A 17,839-nucleotide genomic window follows, 5' to 3' on the forward strand; every position below is an offset into this window, starting at 1 on the left:
CTAGAACAGTTGTAAGAGTTTAGCTCTTCTTTTTTTAAAGACTCATTCTGTTTCCTTATAAACAAAGTAATCAAAATCAGCAGGGATGCTTTGGCCAGATGTATCCTGACATTGCATACCAACAAATGCCCCGGTAAAAAATCCTCCGCCTTGAATATAGTCATCGGATAATTTATGGGAAGCCAAAGAAATAGGAATCGTTGTCCAATTATCACCATCCAATGAATACGAATATTCATAAATAGATGTCTTAACCTCTACACGTAGATATACATACTCTGCCTCTTCAGGTAAAATAATTTCTTTTCCTTGAAGTGGCTGATCAAAAACGAAGTTATCACATGTACTTATCTCTAAAATTCTTCCCTTTTCCTCGTGCCAGGAAATTTGTAATGCTGTCCAATTTTCTGTGTTGTAATAGTTCACGAGACCAGCTGATTGTTGGAAGGTATTTGGGTGGAAGGCTACTTTTGTTTCTGCAATAAAGTTGAAATGCTGCCAACGTCTAGCTATAAAAGCCTGTGTAAATTTAGAGGTTAAAGATTCCTTGCCATAAAGACGTAAATGTCCAGGATTGTCTTTTAGTGAAACAATGTGTTCCCCAAGTGGAATTCTCAATGATTGAAAATGAGCATTCAATGATTCTCCGTTAAAATCATCCTTCTCTTCGAAGTCCTTTTCCCAAGCTACTTCTTGTATATTGGGACCTTCAATTTCTAGTGAGGGACCATTACCATCTACAACATAAGGCCAGTCATTTTTCCATTCTAATCGTTGAATAGCAGTCTCTCTTCCAAGTGGACAATACCCCCGCGGATCTAGTAATGGTTGGTTGTCTCTTGGTAGTGGACGACCGGTTAAGTGTACTAAAAACCATTCATCGGTATGGGTATGGACGATAGAAGCATGGCCTGACTTTTGCAATGGGTTTCGCGGATACGGGAAAGATGTTATCAATGGATTATCTGGATGGACCTCATAAGGACCCTCTAGGTTTTTCGATCGCGCCATAGTTGCTGCATGGTCATATTTTGTGCCACCTTCAGCAGTTAACAAATAGTAATAATCATTAATCTTGTATAGGTGAGGAGCTTCTACGAGCTTAATATCTGTTCCTTTAAAGATAATAGTAGATTCGCCGACTAATTTTTGTTGCTCCACATCATATTCCTGAAGCGCAATACCATAAAAATTATGATGATGGAGACGGTGATCCCACTTCATATTCACTAAGTACTTTTTTCCGGATTCATCATGATATAAGGAAGGATCAAAGCCAGAACTGTTTAAAAAGATAGGGTCTGACCATTCACCGTCGATTGTGTCACAAGTGACAAGATAGTTATGGGAATCTTTCCACTGTCCCTCTGTAACTTTTACGTCTGTGAAAATGAGCCAAAAATGTCCGTCACTGTAGGATAATGCAGGTGCCCAAACCCCTCCAGAGTTAGGATTTCCCATCATATTCAATTGACTAAGGCGGTTAAGAGGTCGAGAAGCTAAACGCCAATTTTTTAAATCCTTGGAATGATAAATTCCAACGCCGGGGAACCATTCAAAAGTAGAAACGGCAATATAATAGTCTTCTCCAACTCTACAAATACTTGGATCTGGATTAAAGCCTGGTAATATCGGATTGCGAATAGTTGTCATTTGTCATCATCCTTTTTATTGAGTGATTTTTGTCCATTTCAAGCACATAAACTGTAAGCGGTTATATATTTCGGTGAACGGTTATAAATTTCAGCGAACGGTTATAAATTTCAGCGAACGGTCATAAATCTCCGTGAACGGTTATATATTCTTCTGAGCGGTCATATATCCCAGCGAACGGTTATAAATCTATAAAATTGCTGCCCACTAAACCATTTATTATCAGAGAATATAAAATCGTAATTTTCAGATAATTAAATTTACTAATCATCAAAACTATGTGTAAGGGAGGGGAATTAATCATTTTTTAGTCTTCAAAAAAGTAAATTGACTCCAGAAAACGTTTATTCTAGCAAAACATCCTGTTGGATACTGACACTTAAAAAGTTTTCAATGGAAAAAGCAGCAACCCCTAATGCTGTAGACCTCGTGGATAGCTCTGAAAAATCAATTTGCAAATCGTTTTGTTGAAACCAGAGAGCCTGATTTGTAATTCTTTTATTTAAAGAGTCCTTTAACCATTTTTTGGAGTAAGCTAAACGGTTCCCGATAATGACTTGTTGCGGGTTAAAGATATTGATAATGTTATTGATGCCGATACCTAAATAGTCACCCGTCTGATGAAACAATTGAATGACTTCCTCATTTCCACTTTGCGCAAGGGAGACTAAGCCTTCTAAATCCTGTGAATCAAAGGGTATATCTAATTTCTCTGCATGTCTCATTAGCGCTTGTTCAGATGCATAAAGCTCCCAACAGCCTTCGTTTCCACAGCGACATAACAGATCTCCTGCTTGAATAGTCATATGACCAAGCTCACCAGAGAATCCATTAGAGCCTTTGTAAAGAGAACCATTCAATATTAATCCGACGCCGATACCTATTCCTGCACTTACGTAGATGACATTCTCAAAGTCCTTGCCAGCTCCAAAATGCTTCTCGCCATAAGCTCCGGCATTTGCTTCGTTTTCTATAATGATAGGTAGATTATATTTTTCTTCTAAAACCTCCTTTAAGTTAATATTTCTCCAATTTAAATTTGGTGCTAATAGAATATTTCCATCCTTCTCTACAATCCCTGGCACACCCACTCCAATTCCTACTACTCCATGAGGACAATCGGGAGTAGAGATAAGGAGGAAGTCTATCGTTTCAAATAATCTCAACTCTATTTCTTCATAAGATAGATTCTTAAAAGCTATACGCTTCTCGGTGTGAATATTACCGTTAAGATCGGTTAGCACTCCGAGTAGATAGTTAACTCCAATGTCTATACCGATAGAGTAGCCAGCTTTTTCATTGAACAGCAGCATAACTGGTCTTCTACCACCACTAGATTCCCCTGGTCCAGATTCATAGATAAGGTGTTCTTCCAGCAAGTCATTAACTAAAGAGGAAACAGTTCCTTTGTTTAATCCGACTTGACTAGCAACAGTCGCTCTCGAGATAGGGGAATTATATTTTATCTTATCTAGAACTAGTGATTTGTTTCCTTTTTTGACCACATGGTGATTCCATGTTTGGTTAGCATTCAGCTTCATTCACTTCAGCTCTTTCTTTATCATTTTTCATCATTCTAACATAAAACTGAAAAATAAAAAAACTTTGTTTATCCACTAGACTAACATAGTGTTATTTGCTACAATGAAAACGCATACAATATTCAGAATATTGTTGTAAAAACTTTGGGGTGGGGGAAATAAGAATGAAAATCAACAAAATGATTAAAATTCTATTATTTGCTTCTTTATTTTATTTATTAGCCGGTTGTTCAGACGCAGATGAAACATCTTCAAGTAAAAATGGGGACAAAGAAATTAAGTTTATGCATTTATGGCCAGAAGGAAGTTCCAAGCAACATTATGATGTTGTAAATGAAATTATTGCAGATTATGAAAAAGAGAATGATGGTGTCAAAGTGGATTTGGAAGTGTTAAGTAATGAACAATACAAAGATAAGTTAAGAGTATTATCCACCTCTAAAGAGCTTCCAGATGTAGGAATGACTTGGGCTGCAGGCTTCTTAGAGCCTTATGTTGGCGGAAATATGTTCGCTCCATTAGATGATGTTATTAAAGACCAGCTAAGTGATAGCTTTGTTCCGGGAACTGCAGAGGCATATGCCCTAGACGGGAAAACATATGGCTTACCGCTAGAGCTTAATATTGTCACACTATACTATAACAGTGCAATGTTTGAGGAATATAACTTAGAAGCACCAAAGACTTTTGAAGAATTAGAGAATGTGATAAAAGTATTTAAAGAAAATGGAATAGATCCAATTGCCTTAGGAAATAAGGATGCTTGGACAGGGTCACTTTGGTATATGTATTTAGCTGATCGTCTTGGAGGAGCAGAGGTTCTTAACAAGGCAATCGATCGTTCTGGTTCTTTTGAAGATCCTGCATTAGTGGAGGCAGCTCAAAAGGTTCAAGATCTTGTTGATATGGGTGCATTCGTCAAAGGATTTAATGGACTGGCGGATGAGGAAGCAAAAAGTATGTTCATGAGTGAGCAAGCTCCGATGTATTTAATCGCTACTTGGGATTTACCGAACTATACAACAAATGAAACGGTACCACAGGAATTTAGAGATTCAGTTCAATATTTGAAATTCCCAACTGTTAATGGAAACGGGGATATGGATAGCTTTGTTGGAGGACCGGGAGTTGGATTATTCGTAGCAGAGGACTCTGATGTAAAAGAAGAAGCGAAGGACTTTGCTGCTTACTTTGTTAAAGCATGGGGAGAAAAAGCTGTTACAAAAGCAGGGGTAATCCCAGCTACCAAAGTAGATGCAGGCTCGTTGGATCTTCCAGAGATGTATATTGATATTTTAAATGAGTTAAACGAGGCAAGTAATATTACGCTATTTGCAGATGTTCAGATGAGCCCTGATGTTGCACAAGTACATTTAGATTCGATTCAAGCGCTATTTGGAAAGGAAATGACTCCAGAAGAGTTTGGAAAAGCACATGAGGATGCTCTTTCCAAATAATAGATAATTAGCTAGAGGATTTGTCGATGGATGTAAGGGTTATTCCTATTACTGGGGTAACCCTTGTCTATCTGATAGGGAAGGAGTTACTTGTATGAACAAGGTAATGTCTAACAAACTGCTAATAGCATTGTATATTTCACCTGCACTTTTATTAGTCCTAGTGTTAATATTCATTCCGCTAATGTTGTCTGGATATTATGGCTTAATGCAATGGGATGGTATAGGAGAAAAAACGTTCATTGGCTTAGAGAATTATATAAAAGGTCTTCAGGATATGAAATTTTGGAGTAGTGCCTATCATTCCTTTTTGTTGGCAATATTCTCTACCTTGAGCTTAGCCATTTACTTAACCATCTCCTTTATATTGGCGTCCAAGATAAAAGGATCTGATTTATTAAGAAAAATATATTTGATACCGATGTTATTGTCCTCTGTAGCTATAGCCCAGCTTTGGATTAAAGTATATAATCCTTCGAATGGTATTTTAAATGTGTTTCTTAAGCAAATAGGAGTGGAAAATCCTCCAGCTTGGCTTGCAGAGCCATCAATTGTGTTGTTTGCAATTTTTATACCGATTTTGTGGCAGTATGCAGGGTTTTATATTTTGATTTACTATGCTGCGTTGAAGAATATTCCAGAGTCATTAATCGAAGCAGCAAGAATGGATGGGGCCTCTGCCTTCCAAATTGCTACAAAGATTAAGCTTCCGTTGATTAAAGAAGTGGTGAGTGTAACGATTGTATTAGCAATCATTGGATCGTTAAAGTATTTTGACTTAATCTATGTCATGACTTCTGGTGGACCGAATGGAGCGAGTGAAGTAATGGCTTCATACATGTATAAGCTTGCGTTTTCAAGCTATAACTTCGGATACGGAAGTGCGATTGGTTTCTTATTACTTATCATTACATTAATCGTTACCTTTATTGTTAGAAAGCTAACAGCGACAAAAGAGAGAATAGAATATTAAAAGGAGGTTGTATATGAGACGTGTTGGCTACTTTTTTCTGTATTTCAGTCTAATTGTTGTAGCATTGTTTCAAATCATCCCGCTAATATGGTTATTTATTTTCTCATTAAAAGATAATCGAGAAATATTTGCGGGCTCGCCCTTTGCGTTGCCATCAGAGTTTAGATGGGAAAACTATCTAAAAGTTTGGGATGGCGGTATTGGAGTTTATTTTTTTAACAGTGTGTGGATCACAGCACTTTCTATCGTATTAACTGTGCTTTTCGCAAGTATGGCTACTTTTGCAATTACTCGGATGAGATGGAAGCTAAGTGGAGCAGTACTCAGTCTGTTCATCATTGGTTTAATGATTCCCATTCATTCGGCGTTGATTCCACTCTATAGCATGTTTTTAAGCGTGAATTTAATAGATAACCCACTCGGAGTTGTTATTACATATACAGCCTATAACTTACCAATAACGATGATGATTTTACTTGGATTCTATTATACTTTGCCAAAAGAAATAGAGGAGGCAGCCATAATAGATGGTTGCTCCGTTAATCGAATGTTTTTTCAAGTGATTCTCCCGATGACAACGCCAGTAATGGCTACAACGGTAGTGATTAATATGATTTATAACTGGAATGAGTTTGTTTTCGTGAATACATTTATTAGCTCAGACAAATATAAAACATTAACGGTCGGAATACAAAACTTTATCGGTCAATATATGACAGACTGGGGAGCGATAGGGGCTACCCTGATTATAAGCGTATTGCCAATCATTATAGCTTTTATCTTCTTTAGCAATAAAGTAGTCGAAGGGATTTCTGCAAGCGCAGTAAAAGGTTAAGTAATGGCTTTCACTTAGGAGTGGCTATTACTGAGAAGATCCCAATGTTTCCTTCTTTTCATGCACTTTTTGAAAGGCATGCAGGCTAAATCGCATAGATATAAAAGCGTATACGCTCCCACCAAATATAAATCCGATAGCTGGAAGAATACTAATTAAGTAGATGAAAGGTATTAAGCAAAGAAAGATTAATAGGGTCGTCAACGGATTGATGAGCATGATAAAAAAGGCATTCTTAATTACCTGTCCTAACTTTGTGTCAAAGTGTACAAAGGATGGGAAAAGATAAAATAGAAACATAACAAACAATAGCATAAATGCAAATAGTGGTAGGTAAGTCCAGTGTAACAGGCTGCTTTCGGAAGACTGTATGTAAAAAATGTCTAAAGCAATAAAGACTATAAGGACGGCAACAAATACTCCTAACCTATTACTTTTTAAAAATTCATCTCGATAATGTTTCCAAAATGTACGAAATACGGATATATCAGTGTCACCTTTTAACCATGCCCTTACTACAGCGAACATGGAAATAGTAGAGGGGAACAGTCCTAAAAAGACACCACCCAGAAGTGTGAAAAGTATCCATAGCAAGTTTAAATAAGCAAATTTAGTGATCCATTCAGCTAAGTTATAAATAAAGCTACTGGTTGCATTCATAGGAATCCGCCTTTATCAATTTTATATTTTTGTAAAATTCGATATTTATTTATAGCATACACTCTATTTTTAAAGAATGGCACTATTTTTAAAACTTTGTTCAGATAATTAACAAACTAAAAAGTGAGAGTAAAAATCAGGAGGTATAAATAATGGTCTATTTCCAAAATGTACAGAAAGTTATGTTTGAAGGTGCTGCATCACAAAACCCTTATGCATTTAAGTTTTATAATCCACAAGAGAAAATTGGCGACAAAACGATGGAAGAGATTTTAAGATACGCGGTGTCTTACTGGCATACGTTTACGATGGACGGGTCAGACCCTTTTGGCGCAGGTAGCATGAACCGTCCTTGGGACAAACTAAGTGGATTGGACTTAGCAAAGGCACGGGTAGAAGCATCTTTCGAGTTCTACGAGAAGATGGATGTGCCGTTTTTCTGTTTCCATGATGTTGATATTGCTCCAGAGGGAAGTAACTTAAGGGAAAGCAATCAAAATTTAGACGTGATTGTCAGCATGATCAAGGACTATATGAAAACTAGTAAAGCAAAGCTACTTTGGAATACGGCAAATAACTTCACACATCCTCGCTTTGTTCATGGAGCAGCTACATCGAGTAATGCAGATGTGTTTGCTTACTCCGCTGCTAAGGTGAAAAAAGGATTAGAAATTGGTAAGGAGCTTGGGGCACAAAATTACGTGTTCTGGGGAGGGCGCGAGGGATACGATACGTTATTAAATACCAATATGAAACTAGAACTAGATAACTTGGCTCGTTTTTATCATATGGCTATAGATTTTGCGAAAGAGATTGGATTTGACGCACAGTTCTTAATTGAGCCTAAACCAAAGGAGCCGTCGACTCACCAATATGATTATGATGTAGCGACTGCCCATGCGTTTTTACAAAGCTATGGCCTAGAAAAATCGTTTAAATTTAATATTGAAGCGAACCATGCCACACTTGCTGGCCATACCTTTGAGCATGAGCTTCATTATGCACGGATTAATAATATGCTCGGTTCTGTTGATGCCAACCAAGGTAATCCACTTCTTGGCTGGGATACAGATGAATTCCCGACAGACCTATGGACTACAACCCTTGCGATGTATGAAATTTTACAAAATGGTGGTCTGGGTAAGGGCGGTTTAAACTTTGATGCAAAAGTAAGAAGAGCATCATTTGAACCGGAGGACTTGTTTCATGCACATATCGCTGGGATGGATGCCTTTGCTATAGGATTACGAGTGGCTCAAAATCTAATAGATGATAAAGTACTTGAAGATATAGTGCAGGACCGCTATAAAACGTATCAGGATGGCATTGGCTTAGATATAGTGGAAGGGAAAACAAATTTCCATAAGTTAGAAGAATATGCTTTGGGTCTTCAACATATTAAACAGACTTCCGGTCGCTTAGAGCAGATTAAAGCTACAATCAATCAGTATTTGTTACAGGCGTATAAATAATAACCCTGCAAATGGTAGGAGGGCTGAGGCTATGAAATATGTTATTGGAATAGATTTAGGAACAAGTGCGGTTAAAATACTACTCGTCGATAAGAATGGGTTAGTTGTTCAAAGTGTATCTAAATCGTATCCGTTAATACAAGAGAAAACGGGTTATAGCGAACAAAACCCTCAGCACTGGGTGGATCAGACACTGCTCGGATTAGAGGAGCTTTTGAAGAGCTTCTCCGGTGATGTCGATGACATAGAAGGAATCAGTTTTTCCGGTCAGATGCACGGGCTCGTTCTGTTAGATGAGGTTAACGAAGTATTGCGTCCTGCAATTCTATGGAATGATACTCGTACTACAGCACAATGTGAACAAATCTATGATTTGATTGGCGAGGAAAAGTTGCTTGAAATAACTAAAAACCCTGCATTAGAGGGCTTTACTCTTCCTAAAATATTATGGATTAAAGCTCATGAGCCAACCATCTATAAGAAAGCGAAGACGTTTTTGCTTCCGAAGGACTACCTAAGATATAAACTAACTGGTCAACTTCACATGGATTACTCAGATGCTGCGGGAACACTTCTCTTGGATGTAAGTAAGAAGGAATGGAGCTTGGAGATATGTGCCTTAATAGACTTAGATCCTAGCATGTGTCCGCCACTGGTGGAGTCATATCAGGAAGTTGGTACGGTATCCTTTGAGATAGCGAAGGCTACTGGTCTTTCCAACACTACTCGTGTTTTCGCGGGAGGAGCTGATAATGCCTGTGGAGCGATTGGTTCAGGGATATTAAAGGACGGTGAGACCCTTTGCAGTATAGGCACGTCTGGTGTTGTTTTATCCTACGAAGCCACACCGAACAAAGATTTTGCAGGAAAGGTTCATTACTTTAATCACGCTGCACCAGATGCCTTTTATACAATGGGTGTAACTCTTTCAGCTGGCCATAGCTTGAGTTGGTTTAAAGAGGTTTTTGCGAAGGGTGAAACGTTCGAAGAATTATTGTATGAGGTAGGTTCTGTTCCAGTTGGTTCTAATGGATTGTTATTTACCCCATACTTAGTTGGAGAAAGAACTCCTTATGCCGATGCAACTGTTCGTGCTAGTTTCATTGGGATGGACAGTTCACATGAACGTAAGGATTTTACCCGAGCTGTACTAGAGGGAATAACATTTTCGTTGCACGAATCCATTGAAATATTTCGCCGAAATGGGAAGTCCATAGATACTGTGGTGTCCATTGGTGGCGGTGCTCAAAATGATGATTGGCTTCAAATCCAAGCAGACATTTTTGATGCTAAGATTGTTCGGTTAACTAGTGAACAGGGTCCTGGAATGGGAGCTGCTATGTTGGCTGCTTATGGATGTGGATGGTTTAATTCGTTAAACGATTGTGCAGATAAGTTTTTGAAGGAGGATAAAGAGTTTACTCCTAATAAAGAAAATGTGGAAAAATATAAGAAATTATTTTCTATTTATCAAAAGGTTTATGTTCAAACGAAGGACCTGAATAGAGAGCTATTAGAGTTTCGCCCTTAAAGGATGTCATATCCCGAGTCTCAACTATCTAGTTGGGGCTCTTATAAATTATTGTGTGAAAGGGGATAAGGAATTGCTAGTCAAAGAGAGAAAATTTGGAGTTATAGATGACCAGCAAGTTACATTATTTACAGTAAAAAATAAAAATGGTTTTGAAGTGTCTTGTATGAATTATGGGTGTGTGATTACTGAAGTATTAGCGGCCGACAGGAGAGGCCAGTATGAAAATGTAGTATTAGGGTACGATTCCTTAGAAGAATACGGTCAGAATAGCAAATACTTAGGAGCTGTTGTCGGTCGAGCTGCTGGCCGTATTAAAGGAGGAGCCTTTCGCTTAGGGGGGAATGTCTATCATGTTACACCGAATGAAAAAAGCAATCACCTACATGGAGGACCTAAAGGGTTCAGTCATGTTTTATGGGATTCTACTGTGTTGGAAGGCGCAGAGGAAACAACAATTGAGTTTACTTACTTAAGCAAGGACGGGGAAGAAGGTTATCCTGGGAATTTGAACATGAAGGTAGTCTATACAATTTCTAATAATACAGACGAGTTATCTATTAGATATAGCGGTATTTCTGACAAGGATACTTTAGTAAATGTTACAAACCATTCGTATTTTAACCTAAGTGGTAATCTGAGAAGAGATGTTTTAAACCATGAATTAGCTATGGATAGTCTTACATACTTGGAGCTGAATGAAGAGTTTCTACCAACGGGAAAGTTAGTACCTGTAGATGATTCGGTATTTGATTTTCGAGAGAGCCGTAAAATTGCGGATGGAGTACATTCACGACACCCTCAAAATGTACTTGTTGGTTACGGATATGATCATCCATTTTTATTGGATGAAAATAAAAATAACATAATCGTTTTAACGGAAGAGAAAAGTGGTCGAAAGCTAACAGTGGATACAACGGAGTCGGCCGTCATCGTCTATACAGGAAATAATTTAGACAGCATGGAAAATATGAGGGGAAAGAGGTTAAGAAATCATTTAGGTGTATGCTTAGAAACACAAGGTCCCCCAGACTCAATCCATCACCCTCATTTGCATTCTGTAATTCTACAAGCAGGGGAAGAGTATACATCTAAAACTGTTTATTCCTTTGGGGTTATTTAGCAGACTAAAAGCTTTTGCCCAAGACTACATATCCTCAAAAAAATAAAACATCTTCAAATGGCAGTAGTCCAATTGAAGATGTATTTAAAACTTAGATATCTATAATGTCGTCGTACCCGACCATTTTATCCATATGACTGGCAATCATAGCTATAATAGTACTTGCCTCATCCTTAGTAAATGTAAAAGTGCTTTCATCTACTAGCTCTTGTTCAGTATCAGTCCAACTACGGTTTCTTCTACGAAGAACACCATCACCATTAGCACTGTCTATCCCAAACTGATACGTTACTTCCATTTTATCATCTATTAAAAATGCAGTGATTTCAGGAGTTTCCCATTCTACATCAATTTCCTCTAGCATAATTTCGTCATCATCGTCATCATCGTCATCATCGATAACGTAATCGTCAAGTCCATCTTCCTCATCCATGTAGATCCATTCAATATCACTATCGTCTTCCAGAAACTCGTGGAAGCTTTCATGAACTGCTTCTATTATATCGGTAATATCATCTAACATTATTCTGGTTGGCTGGTTCAACTCAACGTCAAAGCTTTCAACATAAAATTCTTCATTGTAAGGGTCAAAAAGTATAGTGCAAAAATAGTCTCGTTCTTCCTCATCCGTACTAGCAACAAAAAATTCAATTCTAGGATGCTTAGAGGCACGATTAATATTCATATGGCCGACTTGGTCATATTGCTCGCAGATCGAATTCAAATGATCCTGTAGTTCCTCTGTTACTCTGTCAAACCATTCTGTAGTCATAGTCATTACCGCCTCTCATCATTTTCTTCTACTATCTTATCCCAATCCGCTCTTTTTATTCCTAAGATGAATAGAGAATAAAAATGCGCAAAAAAAAGACCTATTGATCTTTGCATCAATAGGTCTTTTTCATATGAAGCGGGTGAAGAGAATCGAACTCTCATCATCAGCTTGGAAGGCTGAGGTTTTACCACTAAACTACACCCGCATATTAATATAAATGGTGGCTCAGGACGGAATCGAACCGCCGACACAAGGATTTTCAGTCCTTTGCTCTACCGACTGAGCTACTGAGCCTAAATCTCATTAAGTAAATCAAGCTTAGTGTCTCATAGTCAGTTAAGTATAACACAAATTATGTTTGTTATATCACTTAGTTGCATAGGAACTGCTTGCTTACAAAAAAATGGCGGTCCCGACCGGGATCGAACCGGCGATCTCCTGCGTGACAGGCAGGCATGTTAACCGCTACACCACGGGACCATTTGGTTGCGGGGACAGGATTTGAACCTGTGACCTTCGGGTTATGAGCCCGACGAGCTACCGAACTGCTCCACCCCGCGACAATAATAAACGTCTTAATATAAATTCTACGCTCGAAGAAAGTAAGACACCTGCTTCGGCTGCGCCTGCATCGGTGTTAATCGTCATCTACGTTTGACGATTTGCTCCACCCCGCGACAATAATAAAGTTGAAATTTAAATCAACTATTCTTATATTATACTACAAATTTTAGAAAAATAATATAAAAAATAAATGGAGGAGGAAGAGGGATTCGAACCCCCGCGCGGTATGACCCGCCTGTCGGTTTTCAAGACCGATCCCTTCAGCCGAACTTGGGTATTCCTCCGTAAAATGTTACTTCTAGAGCAACAAGACAAGATATAATATATCACGTATAAAGAAAAAATGCAACCACCTTTTTTAGGGAAAGAAGTCTGAAGATGAAATTGACTTGAAATGAAACATTTTTCCATACAGCAACGTATGAGATTTATCAGTAATTAGAAAATAAGGAGGATTTCTATGGGTCGCCAAGTTAACCTATTAATTTTAATGCTCTTATTACTACTTTCAGCATGCTCAGAAGAAACACAGGAAGGTACAGGAATTAACAAAATAAATGACGGTCAAATTATAGAAGAGTCAGTTGGTGGATCCGTGAAAGAGAATGATTCAGGAAACGAAAACCTTCAAGCTATTGAACAAATTATTATTCCAACTAGCTTAGAGGAATGGAAGGAATCAAAGCCTGGAATATTCGCATTAGACTATTCCTATGATCACGAGACATCAAGCTGGCCAAAGGACGCTAGAGAGTTAACTAGAAATGAATTAGAAGAGCTTAAACAAATGAGTGAAATGATAGCGGACGAGGATACGTTGTTTAAAATGCTTCTCTATTATTTCGGTAGCAATGTGTATGGTGATTTGTTAGATAAACAAATGAATTATTCTGCAGTTTTAAATGAACCGTATTTGCCGGAGCCTACTAAAGAAACCAGCTCAGTTATAGGCGACGAAGAAGCAACACCTAAGGCGATGTTATTACTCGACGCAAGTTCAAGTATGCTGTTGCCCGTAGATGGTAAACAAAAGATGGGAATTGCAAAAACTGCTATGAAGCGCTTTGCCAATACGATTGGAGCTTCTAGTGAGGTTTCTCTATATGTTTATGGTCATGCAGGCTCACAAGAGGAGAAAGACAAGGATCTTTCATGTACAAAAATAGACGAGGTTTATCCAATGCAACCATATAGCGCAGATCAATTTGACCCGGTTGTTGATGATGTAGTAGCAAATGGGTGGACTCCATTAGCTGCAGCTATAAAAACAGCGAATGAAGCTAGTAAAAATTATGAAGGGGCATTAACTATTTATATTGTGAGCGACGGTGCAGAGACATGCGATGGTGACCCTATAAAAGAAGCAGAAGAATTCGCTAAGAATAGTGATAATCGTAAAGTGAATATTATCGGCTTTAATGTTGATCAAAAAGGGGAGGATCAATTAAAGGCTGTAGCCGAGGCTGGGAATGGAGAATATATCTCTGCTGACAATAGTGACGAATTGAATAAAAGTATAGAAGAAAAGTGGGTTATTCCAAGTGTCTTAGATGTAGCTTATATTCAATTAAATGCACCTAATGGCTTCGCAATCTCTAATGCACAGTATGACATCAGTCAAATTTCGCTTGCCCTTTCATTTGCCATTTCCAATGAACGAAATCGAATGAGCCAAATGGTGAGTTTAATGGAATCAGAAAAAATAATTACAGCAGAACAAGCAGAAGCACTGCAAACGAAGGTGCAGGAACGAAAAGACACACTATCCAAGTGGAATGATAATTTAAGTGAATCGAAAAAACAAACGGTAGAAGAGGAATATAATCGCATTCACCAAAAAATTAAGGCTTGGACAGAGGAAGTAAATAGGCTTAGGTCAGAACAGTCTTAATAGGAGGGCTATTAGATGAGTACATTTTTCATTATCGCAATCGTGGTAGTTGCCATCATTTTTTATCATTTACTTACTAGAGAGAGAAAGAAGTTAAAGAACTTTCGGGAAGAATGGGCTTCTGGTATATTTTCCTCGCCAGAAGCAGATCTGAATTCCATATCCTCCTATTGGTTTAATAAGAAAAAACAATCTAAAGTTTATGATGGCGTGGATGAGCTGACGTGGGCTGACTTAGGTATGAATGAGGTTTTTAAAAAGCTAAATTACACTCAATCCTCTGTAGGGGAGGAATACTTATTTAATGAGCTTCGAGCAATCGACCCATTCAAGAAACAAAGCAATGAAGCATTGTATTCGCTACTTACAGAAAACGTAGGACTGAGAGAAAAAGTGCTTCTAATTCTTTCTGATCTTGGCAAAGAAAACTATACAAATTCATCTTCCTATTTCTTTGACTTAAAAGAGATTGAAATAAAAAATACTTATATGTATGTAATCCTTGCACTTTTGCCCATAGCTTCTCTACTTTTACTTTTTATCAGTATTAAATATGGAGTATTAAGTTTTATAGGCTCACTGATCTTAAATGGAATTATCTATTATAGAAACAAGACAAAGATAGAATATAACCTTCATTCGGTGGGATATGCTGCTGCTACTATATTTGCTGCTAAGCGAATATCATCTCTACAAGATTTAATGCTAATGCCACATATAGGTGGTCTAAAAAGTAGTATTCAGCCCTTAAAAAAGGTAGTTACCTTTAACAGGCTTGCAACCTTAGGAAGTGGAGGAAGCGGTGAGATTGACTTATTGTTAGAATACGTGCGTATCCTCTTTTTGTTAGATTTTATTTCTTATAATAAGATTTTCAAAACAATTTCTGCTCACCAAAAGGAATATGAAGAAGTTTGGACTTTAGTAGGAAAGCTTGATGCGGCAATAGCAGTCAGTTATTACCGTAATACATTAGATACATACTGTACACCTACATTTACAGATCATGAGTTACTTACATTTGAAAAAATGGGGCATCCTCTTCTAGTAAAGCCAGTTTTAAATTCTTCTCATTTAAGGAAGTGTACGCTTATCACAGGCTCTAATGCTTCTGGGAAGTCTACATATATTAAAGCTATTGCTATAAATGCCATCTTAGCACAAACTATCAATACAGTAATTGCAAAAAGCTGGACTATGAAGCCTAGTTATATCGTAACTTCTATGGCGGTTCAGGATAATGTGTTGAACGGTGACAGTTATTTTATTGCTGAGATAAAATCGTTACAGCGAATTATTCGCCTCATAACTGAAGGAAAGCCTTGTATTTCATTTATAGATGAAATTCTAAAAGGGACAAACACCATCGAACGAATAGCAGCGTCGGCCTCTATCATGGAGTGGTTATCTCTAAATAAAGGCATAAATTTGTTGGCAACCCATGACATCGAGCTGACCGAAATAGCGGAAAGTATATATGATAATTATCACTTTAGGGAAAAGGTTGAAGGCGGAGAAGTACAATTTGATTATAAAGTTCATGAGGGGCCTTCCATGTCAAGAAATGCTATAAAATTACTTGAAATACTTGGCTATCCAGATGAGATAACCAATAGATCTGTAGTTTTAGCTCAAAACTTTACAGTGAATAAAATATGGGATGGTCTAAAGGGAAAAACGATAGATAGTTTACTTTAAGAATGAATCTTCCATTTTGAAAGTTTTTACATATTATATTCACGAAAATAAATCATACACACCTCACATTTGGGCAATCTAAGAAAAATGATTTGCTGTGAGGTGTTTTTTATGTTGATAGAAAAGTCGTCTTCCTGGAAGGAAGGCTTTATAAAAAGATTAGAAAATGAAGAGCCATGGGATAATTGGAATCTTTATAATATGAGCTATGATATTGTAAAAACAAATTTAATAACAGATTTTAAGGGACTTCAGTCTCCAAAGTATTTACCAAACCTTCAAGCATTAAACCACCAATTAGAGGTGGCACAAAAAGTTATTGAGCGAATGAATGGGAAAGCTATATTAGCGGATGAGGTAGGTCTTGGGAAAACGATTGAAGCAGGCTTAATATTAAAGGAATATATGGTTCGCGGGCTTGTGAAAAAAGCTCTAATCCTTGCTCCTGCGTCCTTAATCAATCAATGGGTGGAAGAAATGAATTTTAAATTTCATATACCTGCCATCGCTTACAAAAAGAGTTATTCCCTTGACCACAATGACATCGTCATCATGAGCATGGATACAGCTAAAAAAAGTCCGCATAAAGAGCTTATATATGCTCAAAATTATGACATGATCATCATTGATGAGGCCCACAAGCTGAAAAACCATAAAACGAAAATATATGAATTCGTTCAGGGGTTAAAGAAAAAATTCTGCTTGTTATTAACCGCAACGCCAGTTCAAAATGATGTCTTTGAATTATTTTATCTCATTTCTTTATTGAAGCCAGGTCACTTAGGTAATTATGAGACATTTCAGGAGTCATTCTCTGCAAGTAAGCACAGCTTAGAGCATGATGAGTATCTGAGAGAGCTGGTCAACCAGGTAATGGTAAGAAATAGAAGGCAGGATACAGGGATTGAGTGGACATCTCGTCAGGTGAAAATAATTCCTATTGAATTTACAAAAGAGGAAAAAGAAGTGTATGAAATGATTTCCAATCTTAAAAACATTTCCTCTGTTTTTTCTGGTGCTTTTTCTATGATTACACTTCAAAAGGAAATGTGTAGTAGTAAGGAAGCGACTTGTTTAACGCTTAACAACATGGTAGAAAAATGTACGAACCAAGAAGAAATTGAGTATGTACAAACGGTAATGGAAAAGCTGATGTCGCTTGAAGTGAACTCGAAGGCAGAGAAAGCCTACGAAATTGTCGCTGAAGCAAAAGACAAAGTGATAATTTTTACAGAATACCGTGCTACTCAAATTTACCTGCAATGGTATTTGAGTACGAAGGGAATATCGAGTGTTTTGTTTAACGGTAAGTTCAATAAAAATAAGCGTGATTGGATGAAACACTTATTCAAGGAGCAAGCACAGGTGCTAATAGCGACAGAGTCAGGTGGAGAAGGGATAAACCTTCAGTTCTGTCATCACGTCATCAATTATGATCTCCCGTGGAATCCAATGAAACTAGAACAGCGAATCGGACGTGTGCATAGGTTAGGGCAGGAGCATGATGTGCACATCTATAATTTAGCTATTCAAGATACTATTGAGCAGCATATTTTAGATTTGCTTTACACGAAAATCGATGTATTTGAAAAAGTAGTCGGTGAATTGGACGATATTTTAACGACTTATAAAAAAACAATATAGTGCAGACAGGGTAGGGAAGGAG

Annotated in this window: 13 protein-coding genes and 5 tRNA genes; 9 read left to right on the forward strand and 9 right to left on the reverse strand. The window is 37.6% G+C overall.

Features of this window, described 5'->3' with window-relative positions; translation table 11 throughout:
* Positions 1 to 42: 42 nt before the first annotated feature.
* Positions 43 to 1,653 carry a glycoside hydrolase family 43 protein gene (locus NSQ95_RS01500; RefSeq protein ID WP_340886627.1) on the reverse strand — a complete coding sequence of 537 codons (1,611 nt, stop codon included), beginning with the start codon at positions 1,651 to 1,653 and terminating at the stop codon, positions 43 to 45.
* A gap of 344 nt (positions 1,654 to 1,997) precedes the next feature.
* Positions 1,998 to 3,188, reverse strand: coding sequence for an ROK family protein (locus NSQ95_RS01505; RefSeq protein ID WP_340886964.1), 1,191 nt, complete (start codon positions 3,186 to 3,188; stop codon positions 1,998 to 2,000).
* A gap of 170 nt (positions 3,189 to 3,358) precedes the next feature.
* On the opposite strand from NSQ95_RS01505, the gene NSQ95_RS01510 reads away from it, so the two are divergent.
* The 3 genes from NSQ95_RS01510 to NSQ95_RS01520 all read left to right on the forward strand — a co-directional run bounded on the left by NSQ95_RS01510 (position 3,359) and on the right by NSQ95_RS01520 (position 6,459).
* Positions 3,359 to 4,651 carry an extracellular solute-binding protein gene (locus NSQ95_RS01510; protein WP_340886629.1) on the forward strand — a complete coding sequence of 431 codons (1,293 nt, stop codon included), beginning with the start codon at positions 3,359 to 3,361 and terminating at the stop codon, positions 4,649 to 4,651.
* Between the two features lie 94 nt (positions 4,652 to 4,745).
* Complete coding sequence (locus NSQ95_RS01515; RefSeq protein WP_340886633.1) at positions 4,746 to 5,624, forward strand: sugar ABC transporter permease; 879 nt, start codon at positions 4,746 to 4,748, stop codon at positions 5,622 to 5,624.
* A gap of 13 nt (positions 5,625 to 5,637) precedes the next feature.
* Positions 5,638 to 6,459, forward strand: a complete 822-nt coding sequence (locus NSQ95_RS01520; RefSeq protein WP_251556428.1) for a carbohydrate ABC transporter permease — start codon at positions 5,638 to 5,640, stop codon at positions 6,457 to 6,459.
* Positions 6,460 to 6,486: 27 nt separating this feature from the next.
* Here NSQ95_RS01520 and NSQ95_RS01525 read toward each other — a convergent pair whose 3' ends face one another.
* Entirely contained in the window at positions 6,487 to 7,119 is a 633-nt protein-coding gene (locus tag NSQ95_RS01525) for a YesL family protein (protein ID WP_340886636.1), read from the reverse strand.
* A 152-nt stretch (positions 7,120 to 7,271) separates the two neighbouring features.
* On the opposite strand from NSQ95_RS01525, the gene xylA reads away from it, so the two are divergent.
* The 3 genes from xylA to NSQ95_RS01540 all read left to right on the forward strand — a co-directional run bounded on the left by xylA (position 7,272) and on the right by NSQ95_RS01540 (position 11,245).
* Complete coding sequence (xylA, locus tag NSQ95_RS01530; RefSeq protein WP_340886639.1) at positions 7,272 to 8,591, forward strand: xylose isomerase; 1,320 nt, start codon at positions 7,272 to 7,274, stop codon at positions 8,589 to 8,591.
* Between the two features lie 31 nt (positions 8,592 to 8,622).
* Positions 8,623 to 10,122, forward strand: a complete 1,500-nt coding sequence (gene xylB / locus NSQ95_RS01535; protein WP_340886641.1) for a xylulokinase — start codon at positions 8,623 to 8,625, stop codon at positions 10,120 to 10,122.
* Positions 10,123 to 10,195: 73 nt separating this feature from the next.
* Complete coding sequence (locus NSQ95_RS01540) at positions 10,196 to 11,245, forward strand: aldose epimerase family protein (protein WP_340886643.1); 1,050 nt, start codon at positions 10,196 to 10,198, stop codon at positions 11,243 to 11,245.
* Positions 11,246 to 11,336: 91 nt separating this feature from the next.
* On the opposite strand, the gene NSQ95_RS01545 is transcribed toward NSQ95_RS01540, so the two are convergent.
* The 6 genes from NSQ95_RS01545 to NSQ95_RS01570 all read right to left on the reverse strand — a co-directional run bounded on the left by NSQ95_RS01545 (position 11,337) and on the right by NSQ95_RS01570 (position 12,868).
* Positions 11,337 to 12,017, reverse strand: coding sequence for a hypothetical protein (locus NSQ95_RS01545; protein ID WP_340886646.1), 681 nt, complete (start codon positions 12,015 to 12,017; stop codon positions 11,337 to 11,339).
* Positions 12,018 to 12,154: 137 nt separating this feature from the next.
* Positions 12,155 to 12,225, reverse strand: a tRNA-Gly gene (locus tag NSQ95_RS01550).
* 13 nt (positions 12,226 to 12,238) lie between these two features.
* Positions 12,239 to 12,314 (reverse strand) — tRNA-Phe (locus tag NSQ95_RS01555).
* A gap of 110 nt (positions 12,315 to 12,424) precedes the next feature.
* A tRNA-Asp gene (locus NSQ95_RS01560) sits at positions 12,425 to 12,500 on the reverse strand.
* A 3-nt stretch (positions 12,501 to 12,503) separates the two neighbouring features.
* Positions 12,504 to 12,580 (reverse strand) — tRNA-Met (locus tag NSQ95_RS01565).
* A 195-nt stretch (positions 12,581 to 12,775) separates the two neighbouring features.
* A tRNA-Ser gene (locus NSQ95_RS01570) sits at positions 12,776 to 12,868 on the reverse strand.
* Positions 12,869 to 13,044: 176 nt separating this feature from the next.
* Here NSQ95_RS01570 and NSQ95_RS01575 point away from each other — a divergent pair.
* The 3 genes from NSQ95_RS01575 to NSQ95_RS01585 all read left to right on the forward strand — a co-directional run bounded on the left by NSQ95_RS01575 (position 13,045) and on the right by NSQ95_RS01585 (position 17,817).
* Positions 13,045 to 14,475, forward strand: coding sequence for a VWA domain-containing protein (locus NSQ95_RS01575; protein ID WP_340886647.1), 1,431 nt, complete (start codon positions 13,045 to 13,047; stop codon positions 14,473 to 14,475).
* A gap of 15 nt (positions 14,476 to 14,490) precedes the next feature.
* On the forward strand, positions 14,491 to 16,173 hold the full coding sequence (locus NSQ95_RS01580) for a hypothetical protein (RefSeq protein ID WP_340886650.1): 1,683 nt from the start codon (positions 14,491 to 14,493) through the stop codon (positions 16,171 to 16,173).
* 111 nt (positions 16,174 to 16,284) lie between these two features.
* Positions 16,285 to 17,817 carry an SNF2-related protein gene (locus NSQ95_RS01585; protein ID WP_340886653.1) on the forward strand — a complete coding sequence of 511 codons (1,533 nt, stop codon included), beginning with the start codon at positions 16,285 to 16,287 and terminating at the stop codon, positions 17,815 to 17,817.
* The last annotated feature ends 22 nt before the right edge of the window (positions 17,818 to 17,839 follow it).

The sequence above is a fragment of the Psychrobacillus sp. FSL W7-1457 genome, assembly GCF_038593405.1.
Lineage (GTDB): Bacteria > Bacillota > Bacilli > Bacillales_A > Planococcaceae > Psychrobacillus.